This is a genomic window from Candidatus Hydrogenedentota bacterium, from assembly GCA_035450225.1.
GTDB lineage: Bacteria > Hydrogenedentota > Hydrogenedentia > Hydrogenedentales > SLHB01 > DSVR01.
Window position 1 is genome coordinate 277,550 of record DAOTMJ010000002.1, and the last position, 20,697, is coordinate 298,246.

Genomic DNA, 20,697 nt, shown 5'->3' on the forward strand with positions numbered 1-20,697 from the left:
TTCATCGTCCTTCCGGTTCGATCCAGCGGGCCAGGCATTCCTGCATGACCCGTTCGGCCTCTTCCTCCTTCCCTTCAGCCAGCAAAGAAAGAGCCGGACTGTCGAGAAATTCCTTTTCCGCGGCCACCCGACGCTCGGCTTCGGGCACGCGGGCCTGCAAGGCCGTGCGCAACCGGCCGCACAGTTCCGCATAGGGTTCATATTCCGGCCCGACCGCCTTTTCCAGTTCGATGCGCAGTCGCTTGGCCAGCGCCGGACATTGGCCCGACGTGCCGATGGCTATCTCGATCGGCCCGCGTCGAATGGAGGCCGGGACATAGAAATCGCAAAGCGCGGGCACATCCACCACGTTGACCCAGACGCCCGCAGCCCGTCCCGCTTCGAGAACGGCCCGGTTGACCGATTCCTTGTCGGTCGCCGCGATGGCCAGGATCGCGCCGTCGAGATCGCCCGCCTCGAAACCCCGGCGGATCGCCTCGATTTCGCCGCGCGCGGCGCAATCTTCCAATTCCGGACACAATTCCGGACTGACCACCGAGACCCGAGCTCCGTAGTCCAAGAGCGACGCCACCTTGCGCCGGGCGACCGTCCCGCCGCCGACAACCACGCAACGCCGCCCGTCAATCTTGAGATAAAGTGGGTATAACCGCATGATGAAATCCGGAAATTTTTCGCGACTCGTCGGATTTACAGCCCAATTTGTCAAAAGTTTACCATGTAAATCGCGTGAAATTCCAAGACGCGGACGAAATAATAAACGTCCGGCTTCACGTGCCACCCCGGAACCGGCGGACGGTGGTTTTACTTGAGGATTTTCCGGCCTTCGGAGGATTTGATTCCGGAGATAATGCGTTCGAAGGCCTCGTCGTTGCTGCATGCGGACATGGCCTCTTCCTTGGTAACCAGTCCGGCTTGGAATAGTTCAACCGAGTGCTGATCGAAAGTTTTCATGTCGCCGTCCACTTCGATGATGCTGTGCAGCTTGTCAATCTCGGCGTCGAGGATGGCGTCGCGCACGATGGGTTTGCCGCCCAGCAGGATTTCGACGCACGGGATGCGTCCGCCGCCTTTTTTCTTCAGCAGCCGCTGGCATACGACGCCGCGCAGCGAGTAGGCCAGTTCCTGCCGGATGAGGTCGCGCTCGGCCTGCGGGAAGTAGCTGATTACGCGGTTGACGGTGTCCACCGCCGTCATGGTGTGCAGCGTGCTGAAGACGAGGTGGCCGGTTTCGGCGGCGCTGATGGCCGCGCGGATGGTGTCCATGTCGCGCATTTCGCCGACGAGGATCACGTCCGGATCCTCGCGCAGGGCGCCGCGCAGCGCGTTGGCGAACGAGTGCGTGTCGCGCCCGACCTGCCGCTGGCTGACGATGCTTTTCTTGTCCTTGTAGACGTATTCGATGGGATCCTCGATGGTGATGATATGTGCGTGGCGCTTGTTGTTGATGTACTCGACCATCGAGGCGAGCGTGGTGGATTTGCCGCTGCCGGTGATCCCGCAGACGAGCAGGAGGCCGCGGTGGCTGTCGGCCACGTTGCGCACGACCATCGGGATGTTGAGTTGTTCAAAGGGGACCGGTTCTTCGGGGATGATGCGCAAGGCCAGCCCGACGGCGTTCATTTTGTAGTATCCGCTCACGCGGAGGTATCCGACGCCGGCCAGATGGAACTGCCAGCTTGTTTCGCGATCGCCGACCAGGCGATCCATCTCGGACTGGCTGCCGAGTTGTAGGGCGAACTCTTCCATGTCCGCGGCCGTCAACGTCGGCATGTCGAGTGGGACGAGGTCGTTGTCCACGCGAATATACGGTGGCGATCCGGCGCGCAGATGAAGGTCGGACGCCTTGCGCGCCTGCATTTCCTCAATCATCCGATTGACGTTGAAATCCTGCTGGACATAGGAGACGACGTTGACATGCCATGACTGTGATCGCAAGGACCTTTCAGCAAAAGTTTCGACGAGACGGTCAATAGGCGCCAGTTTCGGCAGGTGATGCCATTCAAAGGCCGGCAGCGTGATGGTGCAGACGCCCTCGGAGATCTGCGTCAGGATCGTGAAAGGCAGTTTCTTGCTGGCGTCGGTGACGGCGCCGGTTTCCGTGCCGGGCTTGAGCGGAAAAATAATGCGCGTGACATCCACGCGCTTGGTCAAATTGGCCCCTTTCGCGAAAATTTCGCATCCGCGCGCCTTGAAATGGACCTCTTCGGGAAGACCGCTTTGCCGCGCAAACTCGGTCAACCCAACCTTGAACACATCCATGATCGTATCGGTGGACTTGCTGCCCAGAAACATGAAAAAACCTCTCACGTGGCCATGTGTCCGGTAAGTCCAAAAGGCGCGAAACGGCGATATTCTTATAATGAATGCGATCCGCGAACCGATTCCAGCCTTGTCCGCGTCTTGAAGGATGTTTCCCACACACGGCGTCGAAGCCAAGAATTTCTGCTTTACGCAACCCCAAGTGTAGCACGTCCGAAAAAAGGAGATCAAAAAAAGGACGCTTTTTTCGTTGGCCTATCGCCTCAAATAAAAATCTACTCGAAACGTTGGGTTGACTTTTTCAGACGGCCCGGTTACAATGCCAATCATAGAGGCGGTATAGCCAAATGGTAAGGCAAAGGTCTGCAAAACCTTGTATTCCCGGTTCGATTCCGGGTGCCGCCTCCAACTTTTTTTTGACGCATTCCGCCGAAAGACCACCCCAGTAGCGACCGGTTTTTTCTCGGGCGAGTGGTGGAATGGCATACACGGCGGACTTAAAATCCGCTGCCCGTGAGGGATTGAGGGTTCAACTCCCTCCTCGCCCACCAATCGTCCCGCCGATATCCTGCATGTCGCCCTGCCGGCCTGGACGTCGGGCTGTCCATCGAATCGAAAAAGCCCCGCAGCGAGGAGTCGTTTTGTTTCCTGAAATCGGTCGTGGGGACCGAAGGTTTCCGGTTTATCCCTTGGACGAAGCGAACATGGTGGACGACGATGCCCCGCACGGCATTTCGCCATCCAGTTGTTCCATAACACGATCTGGGCGAAAACGATGAACTTTCCAGTTGAAATCAAAGCACAGGCATTTGAAACGAACGGTCCAGGAAAAGGCGGATCCCGACGCATTGCAACGAACGGTATGCGTGCGCTACGATGCGCTGAAAACGGGAGGATATTGGTTGTGGACGAGAGGCGGAAAACGGTGCGTCGGCATGCCGATCGCGAATTGCTCAAGCGGGTGGCCGAGTTGCAGTCCATGCTCGATCGGCGCGGGGAATCGGGTGCTGAATCGAAACGAGAAAGCGCGGGCCATGCGCGGCGGCAGATTATTCGTCATAATTGCAAGGTCGCCATTGCGGTGAAGGTGGGCGTTTCGTCGGGTTACGGCGACACGTGGGACGTGGCGTCCGTGCGCGTAAAGGGTCGAATCCTCGATTTGAGCACCGGCGGCGCGTCCTTGTTCACCGAGCAGCGCTTCGAGACGGGGCAGGAACTCGCGCTGGTCATCCGACTTCGCGACGGCGAGGATATTCACGCCAACAGCGCGGTCCGCTGGGTCAAAATGGTGCCGCAAAAAGGGGGGTACGCGTCCGGCGTTCAGTTCACTCACATGTCCGACAAGGATCGGCGGTTATTGGGTAAATTCCTGACCGAACTCGAACAGACCGCGGGACTCTGAATCCGTGATCGAATCGGTTTTAGTAACAATGTAATCCGCATAATAAAAAAAGGCGCGTGCCTTGGATTGCGAAAGCCGTTGCAAACATGCGGAGGACGCATGGAATTTGGAAGAGTCATGACGCTGGCGGTTGTTGGTTTGGTTTGCTGCCTGAATCGCGCGGCAGTGGCCGACGCCGAAGTGTGTTTGCGTGTCATAACCTACAATATCCATCATGGCGTGGGCCGGGACGGTGCACTTGACCTCGATCGCATCGCGCGGATCGTCCGCGAAACCAATCCCGACATTGTCTGTCTCCAGGAGATCGACCGGAACCTCACGCGGACGAATCGCCTCGATTTCCCGGCTGAAATCGCGAAACGGCTGGGAATGGCCGCCGTGTTCGAATGCAACTACGCTTTCGATGGCGGGGAATACGGCAATGCGACGTTTACGCGCCTCGAAATCCTGTCGCATGAAAACATCGCGCTGCCCAATCCCGATCCGGCGGCCATCGAGCCGCGCGGGTGTCTGAAGACGGTCGTACGGACCCAAGCCGGACCTGTGGAAGTGTTCAATACTCATTTCGGATTGAAACCAAACGAGCGCAGACTCCAGGCCGAAGCCGTCATGAAACACGTTGGGAATTCCCGTGTCATTTTGGCCGGCGATTTGAACGAGGGCGCCATGAGGCCCGGCGTTTCGCTCCTGCTGACGCGACTCAAGGACGCGCTGACGCAGGGAGGCGTTCCATCTATGCAAGATGGGCGCGCCCGTATTGATCACATCCTGGTTTCCGGCGATTTTGATGTTCGATCGTCGCGCATCGTTTCGACGGCGGAAACGGCGGTCGCCTCGGATCATCCGCCCTATGTGGCGGAATTGCGCATAACCGAGACCGGCGACGGGGTGGAAAACGAGGGCATTTACGATACCGGCGACGATCGGGTGACGGATGCGCTGCGGGAGACGATCAATCCATGAGCCGGCATTGCGCCGCGCGCATGATTGCGGGAACGGGCACGAACAAAAACCGAGTTTTGAGGATCAAGAGATGGCCAAGAAGAAATTGCGGGTGGGAATCATCGGTTGCGGCGGCATAGCGAACGCCTGTCATTTGAACAATTGGAAGGAACTGGAAGGCGAGGGCCGCGTCGAGTTGATCGGGGTGTGCGACATTGTCAAGGAACGCGCGGAACAGGCCATGGCCAAGTTCGGCGCGCGCAAGATGTATCTTGATTACCACAAAATGCTCGGCGACGATCAGTATGATGTGATTGACGTCTGCACGCAAAACCGTGTCCATTGTCCGGCCGCCGTCGCCGCGCTCAAGGCCGGCGCTAACGTCCTTGTCGAAAAACCGATGGCGATGAATGCGAGGGAATGCGAGGCCATGATCGCCGCGGCCAAGTCCGCCCGGCGCACGCTCATGGTCGCGCAGCACATGCGGTTCGAGGCCTATTCCGAAAAACTCAAGGCCGTGGTCGAAAGCGGCGAACTCGGTCGCATCTACACGGCCAACGCGCGTTGTTTGCGCCGCCGGGGCATTCCCGGCTGGGGAAAGTTTCACATCAGGAAGGAGTCCTTGGGCGGTCCGCTTATTGATATCGGGGTTCATGTGATGGACCTCTGTGTGTGGCTCATGGGGTGCCCGAAACCCATCGCCGCGTCCGGAAAGGTCTACCGCATGTTCGGCGACCGGCCGGATCTCTGCAATGCTGCGTGGGGCAAGGGGTATCCCGACAAGGAATTCGATGTTGAAGATTACGCCGTCGGCCTCGTGCGCTTTGAAAAGGGCATCACGATGGTCGTCGAGGTGTCATGGGCCGCGAACATTCCAGCCGAGACCGAATGCGTCAGCCTGCTCGGCGACAAGGGCGGCATCACAACGCATCCGCCCGGCGTCTACGGATACGAACACAACGCGCTCACGAGCAGGAAGTTCGACTGGCTGCCGGCGCAGGAGGGCCACCGCATGGAGATTCGCCACTTCACGGAATGCCTTGAAAAGAATCTTCCCGTGCGTGTCCAGCCCGCCGAATCGTTGCGCATACAAAAAATCATAGACGCCATCTACGAATCTTCCGCAAGGAACAGGGAAATCGCGATAAAATAGAGCCATCGGGAACCGGTTATTCCAGTTTTCCGGTTTGTTTTTTGATTTTCGCGCGCCCCGCGTGGATGTCGCATAAAACAGGATTCTGTCGCCGGCAATGATCTTGCAGCGGGAACTTCCAGGATAAACAGGAATGGAGCGAAAGGCTTTTGGGGGATTCGTTCATGCGGCGGCGGTGTGGGGAATGGCCGTGTTGGGCTGTCTCTTGTTTCAAGCGCCCCTGTGGCAGGGGATGATCCTGGCCATGGCGCTGGCGGCGGCTTCGGTTTCGGTCGTATTGAGCGCCGTTGGGTGGTGGGGGGTGTGCGCGGCGGCAACCCTGGCAACCGGATTGCACGTTCCATTTTGGGACCTCTTTCTGGCCGGCGTCCTACTTATGACGTTTTACTTTTTCTATCGGGGGACGTTTCCGCATCCGGTTCTCGTGTGGGATTGCCTGTCGGGCGGGGCGGCATGGGTGCGTCCTTCTTTTTGTGTGATTGGAACTGTCTTCCTTGCCGCATTGGCTGTTCGGGGCGTGCCTCTGTTTTCCACTGCGCTGCTTGCTTTGCTTTGCTTCATGGCCGCTTTCACGCTACCGGCTTTCGCAAACCGCGTGGCGTGCCGTTTCGCGGAAGCATTTGGACTGGCCGCGGGGACGGTGATGGTTTCCCTGCTGTTGGCGGAGTGCGGCGCCCGCATCTTGCTTGAACCGCGCCCTGCCCGCCAAATCCATGAACGCCATCCCGAATATCTTTTTACGCTGCGTCCGCGTGCCGTTGCGCAGCAACGCATCCGGCTGGGTCCCGACACAAACAAGTATGTCGGGATACGCATATCCGCGCAGGGATTTCGGGATCGTGAATATGGCCCGAAATCGCCGGACGAATTCCGCATCCTGCTCTTGGGCGATTCGTTTGCCATGGGATTCGCCGTCGAGGAAGAAGACGGCATGGCGCGCCATCTGGAGCGGCTGTTGGCCCGCGACCATCCGTTAAAACGCATTTCCGTGATCAACGGCGGCATGACGGGCGCCGGGCCGTGGCAGGAATGGGGGATTCTGCGCGACCGCGGCTTGGCCTTGCTGCCGGATGTGGTCATTTTGCAACTGTGCACCGTCAACGATATTGACAACAGCCTCGAGTATGTCGGCAAGCGGCAGCGGGCCTATTACCGGAACTGGCACGTGCTTCTGGAAACGCTGCGCCACATGGACCATCCCGCCATGTGGGCCGAGTATGCGGCGCAGCGCCATTCGCGCCTATACCGCGAGATTTGGTTCCAGACCGGCCTCCATCCGTGGGTCCTGCATGGCATAAACACGTTGCGATGGGCGACGCCTTTTTCGCGTCCGGATGTGCCGCCCGGCGAAAACAGGCCGAACGAAATTGAAAGCGATTTGAACGAATGGTATCCCGAACTTCATCAGGGCTTGGCCTTGTTGGAGTGGTTCGTGACTCAAATACGCGACATGTGCGCCGAGAACCGTATCCGGTTTGCGGCGTTTTCGATACCGCCGCATCCCGTGTTGGACGACGCGGCATGGCGCATCCTCACAAGGTCCTTCAATCCGCGCATGTACGATCGCGGAAAGGGATTGCGCGTGTTCGACGAAATGTTGCGACGGAACGGAATTCCATCCTTTTCCATTGTTGAAGCCCTGAAAAGCCATCCGCGCATTGACGAGGTCTACCATGTCTGGGACGGCCACCTGACCGGGCGGGGCAACAAACTTGTCGCGCAGGCCATTCGGGACTATCTGGCCGCATCCGGGATCTTTCCCCGGCAATAGGCGGAAGATGAGTTGATTCATGAACGCCTTCTCAGAAGTCCCCGTTACTGAAGGTATCCGAGGGCTTTGAGTTGGTCAACAGCCTCCTGCGACAGCGGCTTCGCGCCGCGATTGGGCGCATAGGCCGGATGTTGCCCGCAGGTCTTTCGGTGCGCATCGAGCAGCGCGCCGAGGCGTTCGAGGATAGCGGGATTGTCGCCCGCCCGGTTGCGCTGTTCGCCGGGGTCGTCCGAGAGATCGAACAATTCCGTCTTGTTGACCGAATCGTCCACGACCAGTTTCCATTTTCCGTGCATGACAGCGTCGCAGTGCGAGGCGAAGCGGGGCATGTCGCCGCGCGCGGTGGCATGTATCACGCGGTCCTCGGCATATCCTCCCGAATTCAAAACCGGCAGCAGGTTGCGTCCCTGCCAAGCCGGGTCCGCGGGCACGCCGAGGATCGCCATGATCGTGGGAAGGAGATCTATGCTTTCGACCGGCCATTCGATGCGTTCGGGCGCGCGCCCCGGTAATCGCATCAACAGGGGCACATGGATGGATTCCTGATACACGGTTCGCCCGTGTCCGACAAATCCGTGTTCCCAGATTTCCTCGCCGTGATCCGCCGTCACAATGACCACGCTGTCGCGATTCAATTTGCCCATGGCGCGCAACGTCATCAGAAGCCGGTCCAGGTGCGCGTCGGTGTAGGCGCATTCCACGTCGTAGGCATGGGCCAGATAGGCCCGGCCCGTGGCCTTGAGGGGTTGGCGCAAACGCTCCTTGAGCGTGCCGGCCATCCATTGTCGCGCTTCCCGGTGATACGGAATATAATCTTCGATGAGGGCCTTTTCCCACGGTTCGACGGCTGGCAAAGGGCCGAAAATCGTGTCGAAGGGGGGATGGACAAAATACGGATCGTGCGGGTCGAAATAATGGACATAGAGAAAAAGCGGCTGCGGCGCGCGGCTGGCGGCCGCCAGCGTTTCGCGCGTAATCCGGTCCGCGAAGGCCCCGTAGGCGAACGTGTATGTGTCGAAACCCCGCGCAAAACCGGACACATCCTGCAAATGCGGATTGGTTTGAATGCCGACGGTGTGGTAGCCGAGTTCCTTCAGATACATTGCCAGCGTCTTGAAATCCGCGGGGAGTCCTCGCAGCGCCGGATCGGCGGCCTTGCCGGGACATTCGAGCGGCTGGTACCGGACGCCGTGTGTTTCGGGATACAGCGACGTGAACATCGTACTGACGGAAGGAAGCGTCCACGATTCCTGGCTGTACGCATGTTGAAACCAGAGGCTGCCCGCCGCGTATTGCCGCAATTTCGGCATCACCGGCACGCCGTTCCGTTCGGCCGTGAGGCGGTCCGCCCGCAAGGCGTCCACCACGATGAGGATGATATTCGGACGCGCGGGATTTGCCGCAGGCGCTTCCGAGGCCCATGCACACGGGACGTGCGCTCCGAACACCGCCATGCACGCCATGGCCATTTGAAAAAAAGCCATGTGCGCGATGGGGCCTGTCCGCAGTCGAAATAGATTCATGGCAATGGTTTTATCCGGCTTGGCGTGCGTATCCGCGCGCGCCGCTGACACGGCAACGCTGTTCGGTTTTGTCCGGATCCTCGCCCAGTTCCCCGACAAGTGCCTTATGCAACGCCTTCACGCGATCAGCGTATTCGGGCTTTCCGGCGAGATTGGTGAATTCGCCGGGATCGGCTTTCATGTCATATAGTTCGTGCTGCGCGGGATGTTTTTCGTCCGGCGGCGTGTGGTAGACATATTTGAAATGGCCGGAGCGAATCATCGCATAACCGGACGCGATGTTGTGCGCGTAATACTCGCTGACGGCGCGATCTTTCCATGATGCCTTCGGATTGTCGAGCCAGTCCAGCATCGAATCGCCATCCCAGTCCTTGGGCGTTTGGGCCCCGCCGAGTCCGGCGATGGTCTGGACAACATCCACGAGCGAGCACGCGCCGGTGCGCCGCTGGCCGCCGGTCCATCGCGCGGGCCATGAGACAATCAACGGGACGCGCGCCGCCGAATCGTACAGGCAATTTTTCCACCACAGGCCGTGTTCGCCCATGTTTTCGCCGTGATCCGCCGTGTAGATGACCACGGTGTTTTCCGCGAGTTCGCTGTCTTGCAGACAGGAAAGCACCTTGCCGATTTCCTCGTCCATCCATTGCACGAGGCCGTAATAGAGTTCGCGCCCTTTACGAACGATATCGTCGGGAATGTCCTCGACATTGAAACCAATCCGAAGATGGCGGTAGTTGAGCGGTAGCGTGTCGAGGAATCCGTCGGGCATGGCCGGCATGGACACTTTACCCTTGTAACGTTCCCAGTATTCCCGCGGGACAATCAACGGGAAATGAGGTGTAAGATAACCGGCCAGCAGCATAAATGGGGGATCGTTTTCTTTGCGATTCCGTAGAAAGTCCAGCGTTCCCTTTGTGACATTTCGGTCGTGGTTCATGGGCGACGAAGTGTCGCCCGGACCGAAATTCTTTTCATTGAATCGGTCCGACAGGCCCGGTTTCGGGGTCAGATCGTCCGGGTCGCGGCGTTCGATCCTGCCGTTCATGCGGCTGCGGTTCATGTTGCCGCCGATCTCGGTAAATCCATAACGGCAGGTCGCGTCATAGTGCATTTTGCCGCACAGGAACGCCTCGTAGCCCTTGGCGGCAAGCAGCCGGGGCAACGAGGGGTAATCCGGCGAGGGGAGCCGGCAGTCATTGTTCCATGCGCCCACGCGGGAGGCGTATTTTCCCGATGTGAACGACAAGCGCGAGGGCACGCAGAGCGGCGAATTACAATAGCAATTTTCGAACATGACGCCGCGGCCGGCCAAGGCGTCGAGGTTGGGAGTATGCGCGACGGGGTTGCCCGCGCAGCCCATCACGGTTGCGTTATGTTCGTCGGACATGATAACGAGAATGTTCGGCGGGCGTCTGGACGACGACGATGCCCTGGTTTGCGGAAGAGCGGCTACGGCCAGTCCCATGCCCAACCGCCCGATGAAACGCCGCCGTGTAAGCCCTTGCATGCTCATATCTCAACCCTCCCTGACATTGGATGAATCCGTCTTCGGCGGGGTGGCCCACTGCGCCGTCGCGGATCACCGGCTACATGATAACAGAAATTTCGCCCGTAAACCCCGAACGGTTCACGGGCGAAACCCCGTATCCTTCCCCGGGCAGCGCGTTACTTGATGGTGTCGGGAACGAGCCGTTTATTGTTGACGAGCGTTCCAGCGATGGTAACGTCCTTGCCGGCATAATCACCGAGTTTGAGCCCTTTCTTGCCCGCAACGCCGAGGGTTTTGCCCTTGAGTGCTTCCAGAGCCTTTCCGTCGGCATTCTTGGCCTCGGCGACGGTCAGTTGGAACACCTTGGCTTCTTTGCCCGTCTTCTTGTTGGTTACCATCTTCGAGTCCAGTTTACCCTTCACTTCGCACTTGACCTCGACCTTGGGCTTCGCGGATTTGTCCGCAGGGGCGGCTTTTGCGGCTTTTGCATCTTTGTTTGCCTTCTCTGCCTTGGCAGCCGGACAGGCGGGGCCTTCCGCCGCATACGCGCCCGCCACCAGTCCCATTGCAACGGCCATCGCCAACGCCAATACCAACATTCTGTGCCTTTTCATGTGTGTTTTTCCTTTCGTTCGCTTGCGCTTGTAAAGCGGTTTTATTTTCCGAAACGGATTGCCCGTCTCGCATCACTTTCTTGAACACGACACATACCTCAAAGTTCCATGTCGTCGAAAAGCAGTCCGGCCGGACATACTCATTTTTTCAATAAGCCCGGTTTTGGCTGCTCAATCTTGGGCCCCACATACCCTTTATAATCGCAATCGAACGTGTAATTGTAACGCCAAGAACTCGTTTCTCGTTCATAACTCCTTGTGTCGAAAGCGATTACGAGCACGAGCACGAGCACGAGCAAGAGTAAGAGCAAGAGCTAGAGCGAGAGCAAGAGCAAGAGCAAGAGTAAGAGCAAGAGCGAGAGCAAGAGCGAGAGCACGAGCAAGAGCATGAGCAAGAGCGAGAGCAAGAGCAAGAGCAAGAGCAGGAGCAAGAGCAAGAGCAAGAGCAGGAGCAGGAGCAGGAAATTCCAAGCCGAAACGCTTGAAAATGGCTCCATTCGTGTATATCATTCGGCATTCCGCAATCCGCGTTGGAGGAATACAGCATGACAATGACGATCGAGATGGCTATGGCGCCGTTCCTGGGCGTGTGCGACGCTCCCTACAAGGCGGCGAAGGAAGCGGCAAAAGACGGGGCGGCCGCCGGTTACATGTGTACCTATGTGCCGGAAGAGCTGCTCCACGCGGCGGGCTATTTGCCGGTGCGCGTTCTGGGCTGGTCGGACGGCACGCAGAATGCCGATTCGCTGATTCAGAGTTACGCTTGCAGCCTGGCGCGCGGCGCGCTCGAAGCGGGACTCTCCGGAACGCTCGATTTTCTGTCGCTGATGATCTTCCCGCACACGTGCGACACCATCCAGAATCTTACGGACATCTGGAAGCGGAACGTTTCGTCCATGAAGCATTTTGCGCTTTCGGCGCCCGTTGAAACAGGCACCGATCACGCAGTCACATATTTCCTGAACGAATTGCGGCGGCTGAAAGCGTTCCTCGAAGCGCAAGGCCGGCCGGTGACCGACGGCGCCGTGCGCGCGGCCATCCTGTTGTATGATCAACACCGAAAAGCGATGCGCGCCCTTTACGCTGAACACCGGAAAAATCCCTCCGCCATCGGCGCGCGCGGATTGGCCGCCGTGGCCCTTTCGGCGTTCTATGTGCCGCGCACGCAGCACTTGGCATGGCTCACGCAATTGCTGGCGGCCGTGGGGCACACGGCATCGCTGCCGGACGCCAAGCCGCGCGTCGTGGTGCTCGGCAGCGTTTGCCAGGACATCGGGTATCTCGACGCCATCGAATCGGCCGGGTGCGTCGTTGTGGACGACGATCTGTGCACGGGGGCGCGGCCGTTTGCGGTTGAAGCCGTGGAGGACGCCGACCCGTTGCGGGCCTTGGCGCGGATGTATCTCGATCGCCGGACGTGCGCATCGAAACACCGCGACGGCTACGATCCCGGAGCGGAAATCGCGAAACGCGCCCGGGAGGCCGGAGCGCGCGGCGTCATCTTCCTGTTTACGAAATTCTGCGATCCGTGGGCTTTCGACTATCCCCGGATGCGCGAAGCGCTTGACAACGTTCAAGTGCCCTCGCTGTTGTTGGAAATCGAACAAAACCAGCCGCCTTCGGCCCATTTCCAGACGCGCGTGGCCGCGTTTTCGGAAATGCTGGGCGCAACGACCCAAGGAGACCAATCATGAGCGGTGAACGAGTGCCAATCGCGTCGGTTGCCAAGATGATGCAGTTGATGACACAGTATTACATCGGCGCCAAAATGGCCGAGGGCACCGACAGGAAGATTGCATGGGTCACGAGCGGCGCGCCGGTGGAATTGCTCTATGCGGCGGGCGTGATCCCGATCTATCCCGAAAACCACGCGGCGCTCTGCGGCGCGCAAAAGATGGCCGTCACGCTTTGCGAAGCCTCCGAGGAACGCGGTTTCTCGCGCGACCTCTGTTCGTATGCGCGCACGGATTTCGGGGCCATCTACACGGGCAACAGTCCCGTGCAAGGATTGCCGAAACCGAATTTCCTGCTCTGCTGCAACAACATCTGCGGCACGGTGACGAAGTGGTACGAAAACCTTGCGCGGCACTTCGACGTGCCGCTGTTTTTCCTCGATGCACCATTCGTGCACGATGAAGCCACGCCCGAAGCCGTTGACTATGTCCAGAGCCAGATGCAGGACATCCTCGACGGCGTCGGGCGGATTGTGGGTAAGCCCGTCGAGCAGGACGTGTTGCACAACACGCTCATGTTGGCGGCGCGCGCGACGATCCTATGGGGCGAGATTCTCGATCAACTGGCGCACAAGCCATCGCCGATGACCTCGTTCGATACCTTCATCCACATCGCGCCGATCGTCGTCATGCGGGGAACAGACCAATGCGTGGATTATTACGAAACGCTGCTCGCGGAGATGAAGGACCGCGTCGCAAAGGGCATCGCCGCGGTGCCTGGGGAACGATTCCGCCTCGGCTGGGACAACCTGCCGATCTGGTTCCAGATGGGCGGCCTGTCCAAGCGGTTTGCGATGCACAAGGCCTGCCTGGTCGCGGCGACCTATGCGCATGCCTGGGCGCATCCCGTCAATCCGGAGGCGACCGACATGCTGCGCGAACTGGCGCGCGTCTACCTGAGCGTGTATATCAATTGCGGTCTCGAGGAGCGCGTGCAGACCCTCAAGCGGACGGTGGACCATTACTCGCTCGACGGGTTCGTGTTGCACTCCGATCGCAGCTGCAAAGCCTATTCGCTGGGCCAGTATGAACTTGCGCGTACCCTGCGCGACGAACTGGACATACCGGTGCTCATCATCGAGGCGGACATGAACGACGTGCGGATGTATGCCGAGGAACAAATCAACGCCCGCATTGACGCATTCATGGAAACGCTCCTGAGCCGGGCCGCCTAGAAACTCCTGAGTCCAAACTGCTGTAGAAGAATTCAACGCAAAGGCGCCAAGACGTAAAGAATGACAACGATTGCCTTTTATGGGGCATGAGCGTTCTTTTTTTCTTGGAAATATGGCTCCTTGCGGCATTGCGGTTTTGCGTCATGCTTTTTATGGGCAGCATTGATTTGCGAGCACGGTTGAATGGGGACAGTTTTACGCCGGTTCCTGTACGGATAGGGCGACATTTGAATGGCGCCGCCAAAATAACAGCAAGATTGCCGGATTTGTACAACTCAGAACGGAAATTTTCGGGCTCTGTCCCTTGTTTTGTAGGTGGCTTTTCAAGTGCAAAAGCAAGTTCTTCGGTAATGCGTAGTTGCAGACAAGTTCAATCCCCGCAGATGAATCGAGACTCGTAAAACATTTTATGGATCCATGCAGATGAGAATCGTCGCCAAAATCGCCGGTGTGGCCGTGGCCTTGGCGGCCTTGGCGCTTGCTGTGCCGCTGTGGATTTATTTTCCCGGACACAATTTCCGAACGGTCGAACAAGATGCCTTCTACGGATCGCGGCAAATGGGCGAAAAAGCCTTGGAATCCGCCATCCACAAATATCACATCCGAACGGTTGTCAATTTGCGCGATCACAATCCGGGAGCGCCATGGTACGACACCGAAGTGGCGGTCTGTCGGCGGCTTGGCATCGCCCACGAGGATTTTGCCTGGTCGAAAAGCCGGTTGCCCGATCCGGATTCGCTTGCCCAATTTGTCGCGCTGATGGAAACCGGCGCCAAGCCGTTCCTGGTCCACTGCCAGGGTGGAACGCATCGGACGGGCGTGGCAGCGGCGATTTATTTGTTGCTCAAGGGCGCCGACATTGCCACGGCGCGCAAACAATTCGGGCCGTTGTTCAACGATGCGCCGGTCGGCCGCGTCCTTGCCCTGTACGAAGGCAGCCATCTTCCCTTCAAACAGTGGGCGAAAGAGGTATATCCCGGTCAATATGCCTCTTTGAAGGCGTCCGAAACGAAGGGACGAAAATCCGCGCTTCCCGAAAACACAACCCTATCTCCCGAAAAGCGGATCCACGCTTACAGTCAAAATTAGGCAACCGAGATTCTGCGGCCGGACGCCCAGTCCGAGAGGCGGCCTTTCGTGCGGTACAGTCGGCTCATCCATCCCGGCAACACGGCCGGGCCATAGCCTTCGCAAACCATCTCGAACAACGGCGGGGGGAAGCCTCTCTTTTCCAATGAACGCCGAAAGCGGAAAAGATTTCGGGCACGCTGGATCCGGGAAAGACGCGGCACGATAAAAGCCTTGTCGAAATCGAGGATCAATGGGCCATTCGCGCCGACCAAGACATTGCCTACATGTAAATCGGCATGAAAAACGCCCAGATCGTGCATCTGACGGAAAAGCCGGCCACACGAATGCATGAGTTCCGCAAGATCGTCCTGCGCCACGCATTCGTCCGGGGCCCGTGCCCCTTGCCGGGTCATCGTTTCCAGCCGTTCGGCCAAGTCGGCGGCGTCTATTTCCCGGGTGGCAATCGCCCCGCCGAACCATAAACCGGCCCGATGCCAGCAGGCGCCCAGCGGTTCCGGAACGGAAAGACCGTTTGCAAAAACGAAACGATGGATTTCCAATTCGCGTAAGGCGCGGTTTTGAAGGAAAAATAAATCGCCCGGCAAATGGCGCGCAAGCCCTCCGCGCCGATAGGTTCTGATGAGGCCGTGGCCGTTTTTCCACGCAAAGCGCCCGAGCCGACCCCGCCCCCCCCTTTCGGCCGGTTCGCAACCGATGTTGTGCAAAAGGGCCCCGGCGACTATTGAGGCGCCTTCTTCGCAGACGCACGCGGTCTTCCGGCCTTCGCGTATGAATACAAATCCATCCATGGTTATTGAACCGGCGGGGTTATCGGGCGCTTCGCAATCCGACCCACAGCGCGGCCCCGACAATGATGAGACCCATCGGCGTGGCCAGTGATGCGGCCAGCGTCCACGAATGGCCGACGGCCAGTCCCACATAATCGAAGTATCCGAGGATGCCCGGCATCGCCAAGGCGAGGCGTCCGGGAAGGTCGAAGATTGCCGCCGCGACGGCGAGCAGTGCGGCGAAGGCAGTAAAAAACAGAAAGGAACCGCCGATCCATTTGCGAAAACGACGCCGCTCCCGATTGGCTGCGGTTACCGCCGCAATGCGCTTTCTCACTTCCCGGTACAAATTCACCGGGGCGGGTCGCATCGGCGCCTCTTTCAGTTTCTGTTCGACTAGGCGGTCGAGATCGTTTGGATCAAAGGAGTCCATTGAGCGAATACTCCTTCTCCAATATCCGGCGAAGCTGGTTTCGCGCCCGGTGCATCCATGTTTTCAGCGTGCCCGTGGGAATGCTGAGCCCGTCGGCGATTTCCTCATAGGATCGTTCCTTGAGGTAATACTGCGTGACGATATGGGCGTACCGTTCGGGGAGCAGTTCGATGCAGCGGCGCATGATGTCGGGCATGTCGCTCCAGTCCACCCGGCTGTCCAAAGCCTGCGCTTCCCGCCACGGCTGCGATTCAATCTCGACGCGCCGTTTGCCGCGCCCTAATTCCGTCAGGCAAACGCTGGCTGTGACGCGGTACATCCAAGTCGAGAAACTGCAATCGCCCCGAAATCCGTCCAGCATCCGATAAGCCTTCAAAAAGGCTTCCTGCGCCATGTCCTCGGCCTGCGTGGCATCGCGCATGAAACGGTACGCGAGATTGTACACGACACGCTGATGGCGCGCGGCCAACTGCGAGAAGGCATCCGCGTCGCCTTGCTTGGCCCGCTGCACGAGCAAAGCGTCCGGTTCGCTCTCGCAATTCGGGGTGGTTGCGAGATTCCACGCCCGCGTCCGCCCGGCGATCATAGACTGTTTCGAGTAATCCATATGTTGCCGTTCAACGTTTTCAGCTTCAGGTCTATTTTACCTTCTCCGATAAGCCCGCGCAAGCGGTGGCGTTTCGGGCTTCCGGGCGGTGTGGCCACGGGGAAATCGGAGGTGATGGCGCCGCGCCCCGTGGATGCGTCAATCCGGGCCGAGCACCGCCCATCCATGATAACGGTAATCCCCCCGTTCTGCGTGGTCAAGTCACAGGCCTTCACCTGCGGATTCAGCACGCGCGCGACAATGGCGCCGTTGGTGGTCGTGGCCCGAAGCGCGCCGCCGTGCATGTGGGCGTAAATGCTGCCGTTGATGGTTTCGAGCAAGGCATCCGACGAGGCGTCCACCAGGCGGATGCGGCCGTTGGTGCTGCGGGCCTCGACGGTCCCGGACGGCTCCGTGATGTCAATATCGGCGTTGCGTCCCTGAATGGCGACTTGGCCGCACCCTTTCGACACCCATACATTGCCGTTGGATCCCTCGACCTGCACATCGGTTCCCGTCGGAACGAGCAGGCAGTAATCCACCCGCACCTCGATATCGTCCGGTCGTTCGCGTGGTTCGGTAACGACCCGCACGGATTCCGCATCCGCCGTCGTATAAATCAGGGATGCCGCGTACACCTGCGCGAGCAATTTTGCGGCCGAACTCTGCGCATAGACCCGCACATCCGCCTGCACATGCACCCCCTCGCGCGCCCCGGCGTACACCTGCACGGCCCCGTCGTCGTTGACCAGATGGATGCGCGGCGCGGCCGGCAGTCTGAATTCGCGGTGCTCATGAATCTGCGGGGGGCCGACAATGCGGGGAAGATTCGGCGCCACCACCTGCACACTGAACCAAAGCACCGCCGTTGCGACAATGCCTGCCGCCACCAGACTTCGAAGAAAACGAATCATGTCAATACGACCCCATCACCGGGAGTGGGGTTTCACGGACTACATCCGGTGTGCCGCGTTCGCGATGGCGCGGATATGATCCGGCGTGGTTCCGCAGCACCCGCCGATGATGTTGGCCCCCGCCGCCATGAGGTCGGGCACGCGGGCGGCCATCATTTCGGGCGTTTCGGGGAATTCATCGTGATCGCCCACCCGCACCGGCAGGCCGGCGTTTGCCTGAACCAGGATCGGCGTATCGGGTGCGGCGGCGCGCATGGCCCGGACAATTTCGATCATTCCCGCCGGTCCCTGCCCGCAGTTGGTTCCGATTATCGCCGCGCCTGCGTCAATCAGGGCGGCGGCGATCTCTTCGGGCGTGTTGCCCATCATGGTGCGATAGGTTCCGTCGCCCATGCGGTCGAATGTGAAGGTGCAGATGACTTCCAGACCGGTATTTTCCCGTGCCGCACGGATGGCGAGAACGGCCTCGTCGAGGGCCATCATGGTTTCGATACAGCAGGCGTCCGCGCCCCCGCGCTCCAAGGCCATGGCCTGTTCCTTGAAAGCATCGTAGATTTCCTCTTCGGACACATCGCCCATCATGAGGATCTTGCCCGTCGGACCTATCGAGGCAAAGACGTGCAGATTGGGCCCGACCGTCTCACGGGTAAGGGCCGCCGCGGCTTCGTTCAATTCCGCGGCGCGATGGGCCAGTCCGAAATGAGCCAGTTTGAAGCGGTTCCCGCCAAAACTGTTGGTCGAAACCATGTCCGATCCCGCATCGCGGTAGCTGCGAGCAATATCGGCGACGGCCTCGCGATGATCGACATTCCACAGTTCGGGGCATTCCCCCGGCTGCAATCCCTTTTTCACAAGAAAAGTGCCCCAGGCCCCGTCGGACACCAGGATACGCTTTACCTTCAAATCGTCGCAGATTCGGTTCATAATCGTCCTCCATGCAGCGGGTACGGATCGTTATCGCGCCGATAAATAAAACCGCTTCCGCAAGCGGGATCACCCCGCTCACGGAAGCCGGAACATGTATCCATTCATACGATGGGGATGGCTTGTCCGCTATCAGGCGCTGAGGAAAGCGATCGCGCCCTGCGGGTCAGGCGAGTAGCCATCCGCGCCAATCTTGTTGGCAAACTCGGCCGTCAACGGGGCGCCGCCCACGATGACCTTCGTGCCCGGCACTTGTTCCTTGACGAGTTTGACCGTATTTTCCATGTTGACCATGGTCGTCGTGAGCAATGCGCTCAAGCCGACCGACGCGCCCGGATTTTCCTGAACCGCTTTCAGGAATTTTTCCGGGGACACGTCCACGCCGAGGTCAACCACTTTCCAACCGCCGCCTTCCACCACCATCGCCACCAAGTTCTTGCCGATGTCATGCAAGTCGCCCTGGACGGTGCCGATGACGAAGACGCCCTTGTGGTGCGCCTGGCCCGACTCGAAGAAAGGCTTCAAATGGGCCATGCCGGCCGACATGGCTTTCGCGGCCATCAACAGATCCGGCACGAAGACCTTGTTTTCGCTGAATTTCTGACCGACGCGGCCCATGCCGACGACCAGCCCCTTGCTCAGCACATCGTCCGGCGCCACGCCGCTATCGAGCGCCTTTTTCACCAGTTCGTCGGCCCCTTCCTGGCCCTTCATGTCGGGCGGATACGTCGAATTCGCGTTGACCTTTCCGCGCTCGATACAAACTGCGATTTGTTCCAACAGATCAGCCATCCCACGTTCTCCTTCTGTAAACGTTTCAGCTAGTAAGTCCCCAACTCCAAACCACGTTCAACGAAATACCGATAACTTTCATACTCCACTTGGTCCGGTATCGAGTGGTCCGAATGGAGCACATAACCGTAATGCCGCTTCACCTCGGGGATCTTTCCCGCGAGTTCCCGCTCGATGGCCGCGCGGTCGTTCGTGTACAAGACCCGGACATCCATGCCGCCGATGAATGATAACCGATCTCCATAGTCCGCATGCAAACGCAACAAATCCATGCCGGCTTTCACTTCGATGACTTGGAGACAGTCCACGCCGGATTCCATCATGCCCGGCACGAGAGGCTCCACGTAACCACACGAATGCATTATGACCGGCAACCCCTTCGCTGCGCAAATCGCAATGGGCTTCCGATGTCCCGCCTGAATAAACTCGCGGTACATGTCGAGACTGATGAAGGGGCGGCCCTTGAGCCCCATGTCCTCGTAAAACCAGATCCCGTCCGGCCAGCCTTCTTCGGCAAACAGGATTTCCATCAGATCCGATGTCAGTCGCGCGTAGGTGTCAACCATGTCCTTGACCCAATCCGGGTCCGTCAGCATGGCCATCAACATCTCCTGGTGGCCACAGACCGGGTGCATGCACTCGAATACCCCCACGCCCGACCAGCAGAAGAACCGCTGTTTTTCGGCGGCGAGTTTCTTCGCGTCGCGATAGGCCTCGAAGTTGATCCGGCGCCGGTCCGGCGTCAGGAAAGGTTTGACGTGTTCCTCCCAGCCCGCGCGGTCTTTCACGAGAAAATCAACGTGTTCCGGCGTCGAATCGTGCAGTTTATGCCGGCGCAACACCGCTCCGTTGCCGTCGCGCTGAAGGATGGTTTCATCCGTCTCCTCGATCGTCTCCGGTTGGTAATCGAGTTTCCCGACCAGGTTGAACGGCCAACATAATTGCAGGTCGAACCCGAAATGGTCCTCCAGCGGGACGCCTTCCGGCAGATGCCCTTCCGAACTCCATTTCTTGTGCGTGTCGCCCCAGAAATGCTCAAAGACGCCAATTCTGTCCACCGGTTTCCGCCGGAGAATATTGCCAATCCGCTCGATACTGGTCATCCTATCCAACGTCTTTCCCTTTCAA

General features: G+C 59.0%; 19 protein-coding genes and 2 tRNA genes. 9 read left to right on the forward strand and 12 right to left on the reverse strand.

Annotation, left to right across the window (positions count from 1 at the left end):
• Position 1 precedes the first annotated feature (1 nt).
• Positions 2-652 (reverse strand): bifunctional precorrin-2 dehydrogenase/sirohydrochlorin ferrochelatase, encoded by a 651-nt coding sequence (locus P5540_02770; protein HRT63726.1) that lies wholly within the window; start codon positions 650-652, stop codon positions 2-4.
• Positions 653-801: 149 nt separating this feature from the next.
• The gene (locus P5540_02775; protein ID HRT63727.1) at positions 802-2,307 is read right to left on the reverse strand and encodes a PilT/PilU family type 4a pilus ATPase; all 1,506 of its coding nucleotides are present in this window, start codon (positions 2,305-2,307) and stop codon (positions 802-804) included.
• Positions 2,308-2,592: 285 nt separating this feature from the next.
• Here P5540_02775 and P5540_02780 point away from each other — a divergent pair.
• The 6 genes from P5540_02780 to P5540_02805 all read left to right on the forward strand — a co-directional run bounded on the left by P5540_02780 (position 2,593) and on the right by P5540_02805 (position 7,527).
• A tRNA-Cys gene (locus P5540_02780) sits at positions 2,593-2,667 on the forward strand.
• 57 nt (positions 2,668-2,724) lie between these two features.
• Positions 2,725-2,810: transfer RNA gene (locus P5540_02785), tRNA-Leu, on the forward strand.
• Between the two features lie 374 nt (positions 2,811-3,184).
• Positions 3,185-3,661, forward strand: a complete 477-nt coding sequence (locus tag P5540_02790; GenBank protein ID HRT63728.1) for a PilZ domain-containing protein — start codon at positions 3,185-3,187, stop codon at positions 3,659-3,661.
• 99 nt (positions 3,662-3,760) lie between these two features.
• A complete protein-coding gene (locus P5540_02795; GenBank protein HRT63729.1) occupies positions 3,761-4,624 on the forward strand; it encodes an endonuclease/exonuclease/phosphatase family protein in 864 nt (287 codons plus the stop codon).
• Positions 4,625-4,694: 70 nt separating this feature from the next.
• Positions 4,695-5,756 carry a Gfo/Idh/MocA family oxidoreductase gene (locus P5540_02800; GenBank protein ID HRT63730.1) on the forward strand — a complete coding sequence of 354 codons (1,062 nt, stop codon included), beginning with the start codon at positions 4,695-4,697 and terminating at the stop codon, positions 5,754-5,756.
• Positions 5,757-5,889: 133 nt separating this feature from the next.
• Positions 5,890-7,527 (forward strand): SGNH/GDSL hydrolase family protein, encoded by a 1,638-nt coding sequence (locus P5540_02805; protein ID HRT63731.1) that lies wholly within the window; start codon positions 5,890-5,892, stop codon positions 7,525-7,527.
• Between the two features lie 44 nt (positions 7,528-7,571).
• Here the strand turns inward: P5540_02805 and P5540_02810 are convergent, their stop codons facing one another.
• The 3 genes from P5540_02810 to P5540_02820 form a co-directional block, all read right to left on the reverse strand.
• Entirely contained in the window at positions 7,572-9,050 is a 1,479-nt protein-coding gene (locus tag P5540_02810) for a sulfatase (protein HRT63732.1), read from the reverse strand.
• Between the two features lie 10 nt (positions 9,051-9,060).
• A complete protein-coding gene (locus P5540_02815; GenBank protein ID HRT63733.1) occupies positions 9,061-10,563 on the reverse strand; it encodes a sulfatase-like hydrolase/transferase in 1,503 nt (500 codons plus the stop codon).
• 152 nt (positions 10,564-10,715) lie between these two features.
• The gene (locus P5540_02820) at positions 10,716-11,153 is read right to left on the reverse strand and encodes a hypothetical protein (protein ID HRT63734.1); all 438 of its coding nucleotides are present in this window, start codon (positions 11,151-11,153) and stop codon (positions 10,716-10,718) included.
• A 545-nt stretch (positions 11,154-11,698) separates the two neighbouring features.
• On the opposite strand from P5540_02820, the gene P5540_02825 reads away from it, so the two are divergent.
• From P5540_02825 to P5540_02835, 3 genes are all read left to right on the forward strand, one after another.
• On the forward strand, positions 11,699-12,847 hold the full coding sequence (locus P5540_02825; GenBank protein ID HRT63735.1) for a 2-hydroxyacyl-CoA dehydratase family protein: 1,149 nt from the start codon (positions 11,699-11,701) through the stop codon (positions 12,845-12,847).
• Positions 12,844-14,061 (forward strand): 2-hydroxyacyl-CoA dehydratase family protein, encoded by a 1,218-nt coding sequence (locus P5540_02830; protein HRT63736.1) that lies wholly within the window; start codon positions 12,844-12,846, stop codon positions 14,059-14,061. The genes P5540_02825 and P5540_02830 overlap by 4 nt, the downstream gene beginning before the upstream one ends.
• A gap of 423 nt (positions 14,062-14,484) precedes the next feature.
• Positions 14,485-15,150 carry a tyrosine-protein phosphatase gene (locus tag P5540_02835; GenBank protein ID HRT63737.1) on the forward strand — a complete coding sequence of 222 codons (666 nt, stop codon included), beginning with the start codon at positions 14,485-14,487 and terminating at the stop codon, positions 15,148-15,150.
• On the opposite strand, the gene P5540_02840 is transcribed toward P5540_02835, so the two are convergent.
• From P5540_02840 to P5540_02870, 7 genes are all read right to left on the reverse strand, one after another.
• Positions 15,147-15,941 (reverse strand): lipopolysaccharide kinase InaA family protein, encoded by a 795-nt coding sequence (locus P5540_02840; GenBank protein ID HRT63738.1) that lies wholly within the window; start codon positions 15,939-15,941, stop codon positions 15,147-15,149. The two genes, P5540_02835 and P5540_02840, sit on opposite strands and share 4 nt — an antisense overlap.
• 19 nt (positions 15,942-15,960) lie before the next feature.
• Positions 15,961-16,353, reverse strand: a complete 393-nt coding sequence (locus P5540_02845; GenBank protein ID HRT63739.1) for a hypothetical protein — start codon at positions 16,351-16,353, stop codon at positions 15,961-15,963.
• A complete protein-coding gene (locus P5540_02850; GenBank protein HRT63740.1) occupies positions 16,340-16,939 on the reverse strand; it encodes an RNA polymerase sigma factor in 600 nt (199 codons plus the stop codon). Before P5540_02850 ends, P5540_02845 begins: the two co-directional genes overlap by 14 nt.
• Positions 16,936-17,853, reverse strand: coding sequence for a DUF4097 family beta strand repeat-containing protein (locus tag P5540_02855; protein ID HRT63741.1), 918 nt, complete (start codon positions 17,851-17,853; stop codon positions 16,936-16,938). The genes P5540_02850 and P5540_02855 overlap by 4 nt, the downstream gene beginning before the upstream one ends.
• A gap of 39 nt (positions 17,854-17,892) precedes the next feature.
• Entirely contained in the window at positions 17,893-18,777 is an 885-nt protein-coding gene (locus P5540_02860) for a homocysteine S-methyltransferase family protein (GenBank protein HRT63742.1), read from the reverse strand.
• Between the two features lie 132 nt (positions 18,778-18,909).
• On the reverse strand, positions 18,910-19,569 hold the full coding sequence (locus P5540_02865) for a corrinoid protein (protein ID HRT63743.1): 660 nt from the start codon (positions 19,567-19,569) through the stop codon (positions 18,910-18,912).
• Between the two features lie 29 nt (positions 19,570-19,598).
• On the reverse strand, positions 19,599-20,672 hold the full coding sequence (locus P5540_02870) for a uroporphyrinogen decarboxylase family protein (GenBank protein ID HRT63744.1): 1,074 nt from the start codon (positions 20,670-20,672) through the stop codon (positions 19,599-19,601).
• Positions 20,673-20,697 lie beyond the last annotated feature (25 nt).

Coding starts and splice junctions, on each gene's coding strand:
- P5540_02770 (HRT63726.1), bottom strand. CDS start 652: ATGCGGTTATACCCACTTTATCTCAAGATTGACGGGCGGCGTTGCGTG.
- P5540_02795 (HRT63729.1), top strand. CDS start 3,761: ATGGAATTTGGAAGAGTCATGACGCTGGCGGTTGTTGGTTTGGTTTGC.
- P5540_02800 (HRT63730.1), top strand. CDS start 4,695: ATGGCCAAGAAGAAATTGCGGGTGGGAATCATCGGTTGCGGCGGCATA.
- P5540_02805 (HRT63731.1), top strand. CDS start 5,890: ATGGAGCGAAAGGCTTTTGGGGGATTCGTTCATGCGGCGGCGGTGTGG.
- P5540_02810 (HRT63732.1), bottom strand. CDS start 9,050: ATGAATCTATTTCGACTGCGGACAGGCCCCATCGCGCACATGGCTTTT.
- P5540_02815 (HRT63733.1), bottom strand. CDS start 10,563: ATGAGCATGCAAGGGCTTACACGGCGGCGTTTCATCGGGCGGTTGGGC.
- P5540_02820 (HRT63734.1), bottom strand. CDS start 11,153: ATGAAAAGGCACAGAATGTTGGTATTGGCGTTGGCGATGGCCGTTGCA.
- P5540_02825 (HRT63735.1), top strand. CDS start 11,699: ATGACAATGACGATCGAGATGGCTATGGCGCCGTTCCTGGGCGTGTGC.
- P5540_02830 (HRT63736.1), top strand. CDS start 12,844: ATGAGCGGTGAACGAGTGCCAATCGCGTCGGTTGCCAAGATGATGCAG.
- P5540_02835 (HRT63737.1), top strand. CDS start 14,485: ATGAGAATCGTCGCCAAAATCGCCGGTGTGGCCGTGGCCTTGGCGGCC.
- P5540_02840 (HRT63738.1), bottom strand. CDS start 15,941: ATGGATGGATTTGTATTCATACGCGAAGGCCGGAAGACCGCGTGCGTC.
- P5540_02845 (HRT63739.1), bottom strand. CDS start 16,353: ATGGACTCCTTTGATCCAAACGATCTCGACCGCCTAGTCGAACAGAAA.
- P5540_02850 (HRT63740.1), bottom strand. CDS start 16,939: ATGATCGCCGGGCGGACGCGGGCGTGGAATCTCGCAACCACCCCGAAT.
- P5540_02855 (HRT63741.1), bottom strand. CDS start 17,853: ATGATTCGTTTTCTTCGAAGTCTGGTGGCGGCAGGCATTGTCGCAACG.
- P5540_02860 (HRT63742.1), bottom strand. CDS start 18,777: ATGAACCGAATCTGCGACGATTTGAAGGTAAAGCGTATCCTGGTGTCC.
- P5540_02865 (HRT63743.1), bottom strand. CDS start 19,569: ATGGCTGATCTGTTGGAACAAATCGCAGTTTGTATCGAGCGCGGAAAG.
- P5540_02870 (HRT63744.1), bottom strand. CDS start 20,672: ATGACCAGTATCGAGCGGATTGGCAATATTCTCCGGCGGAAACCGGTG.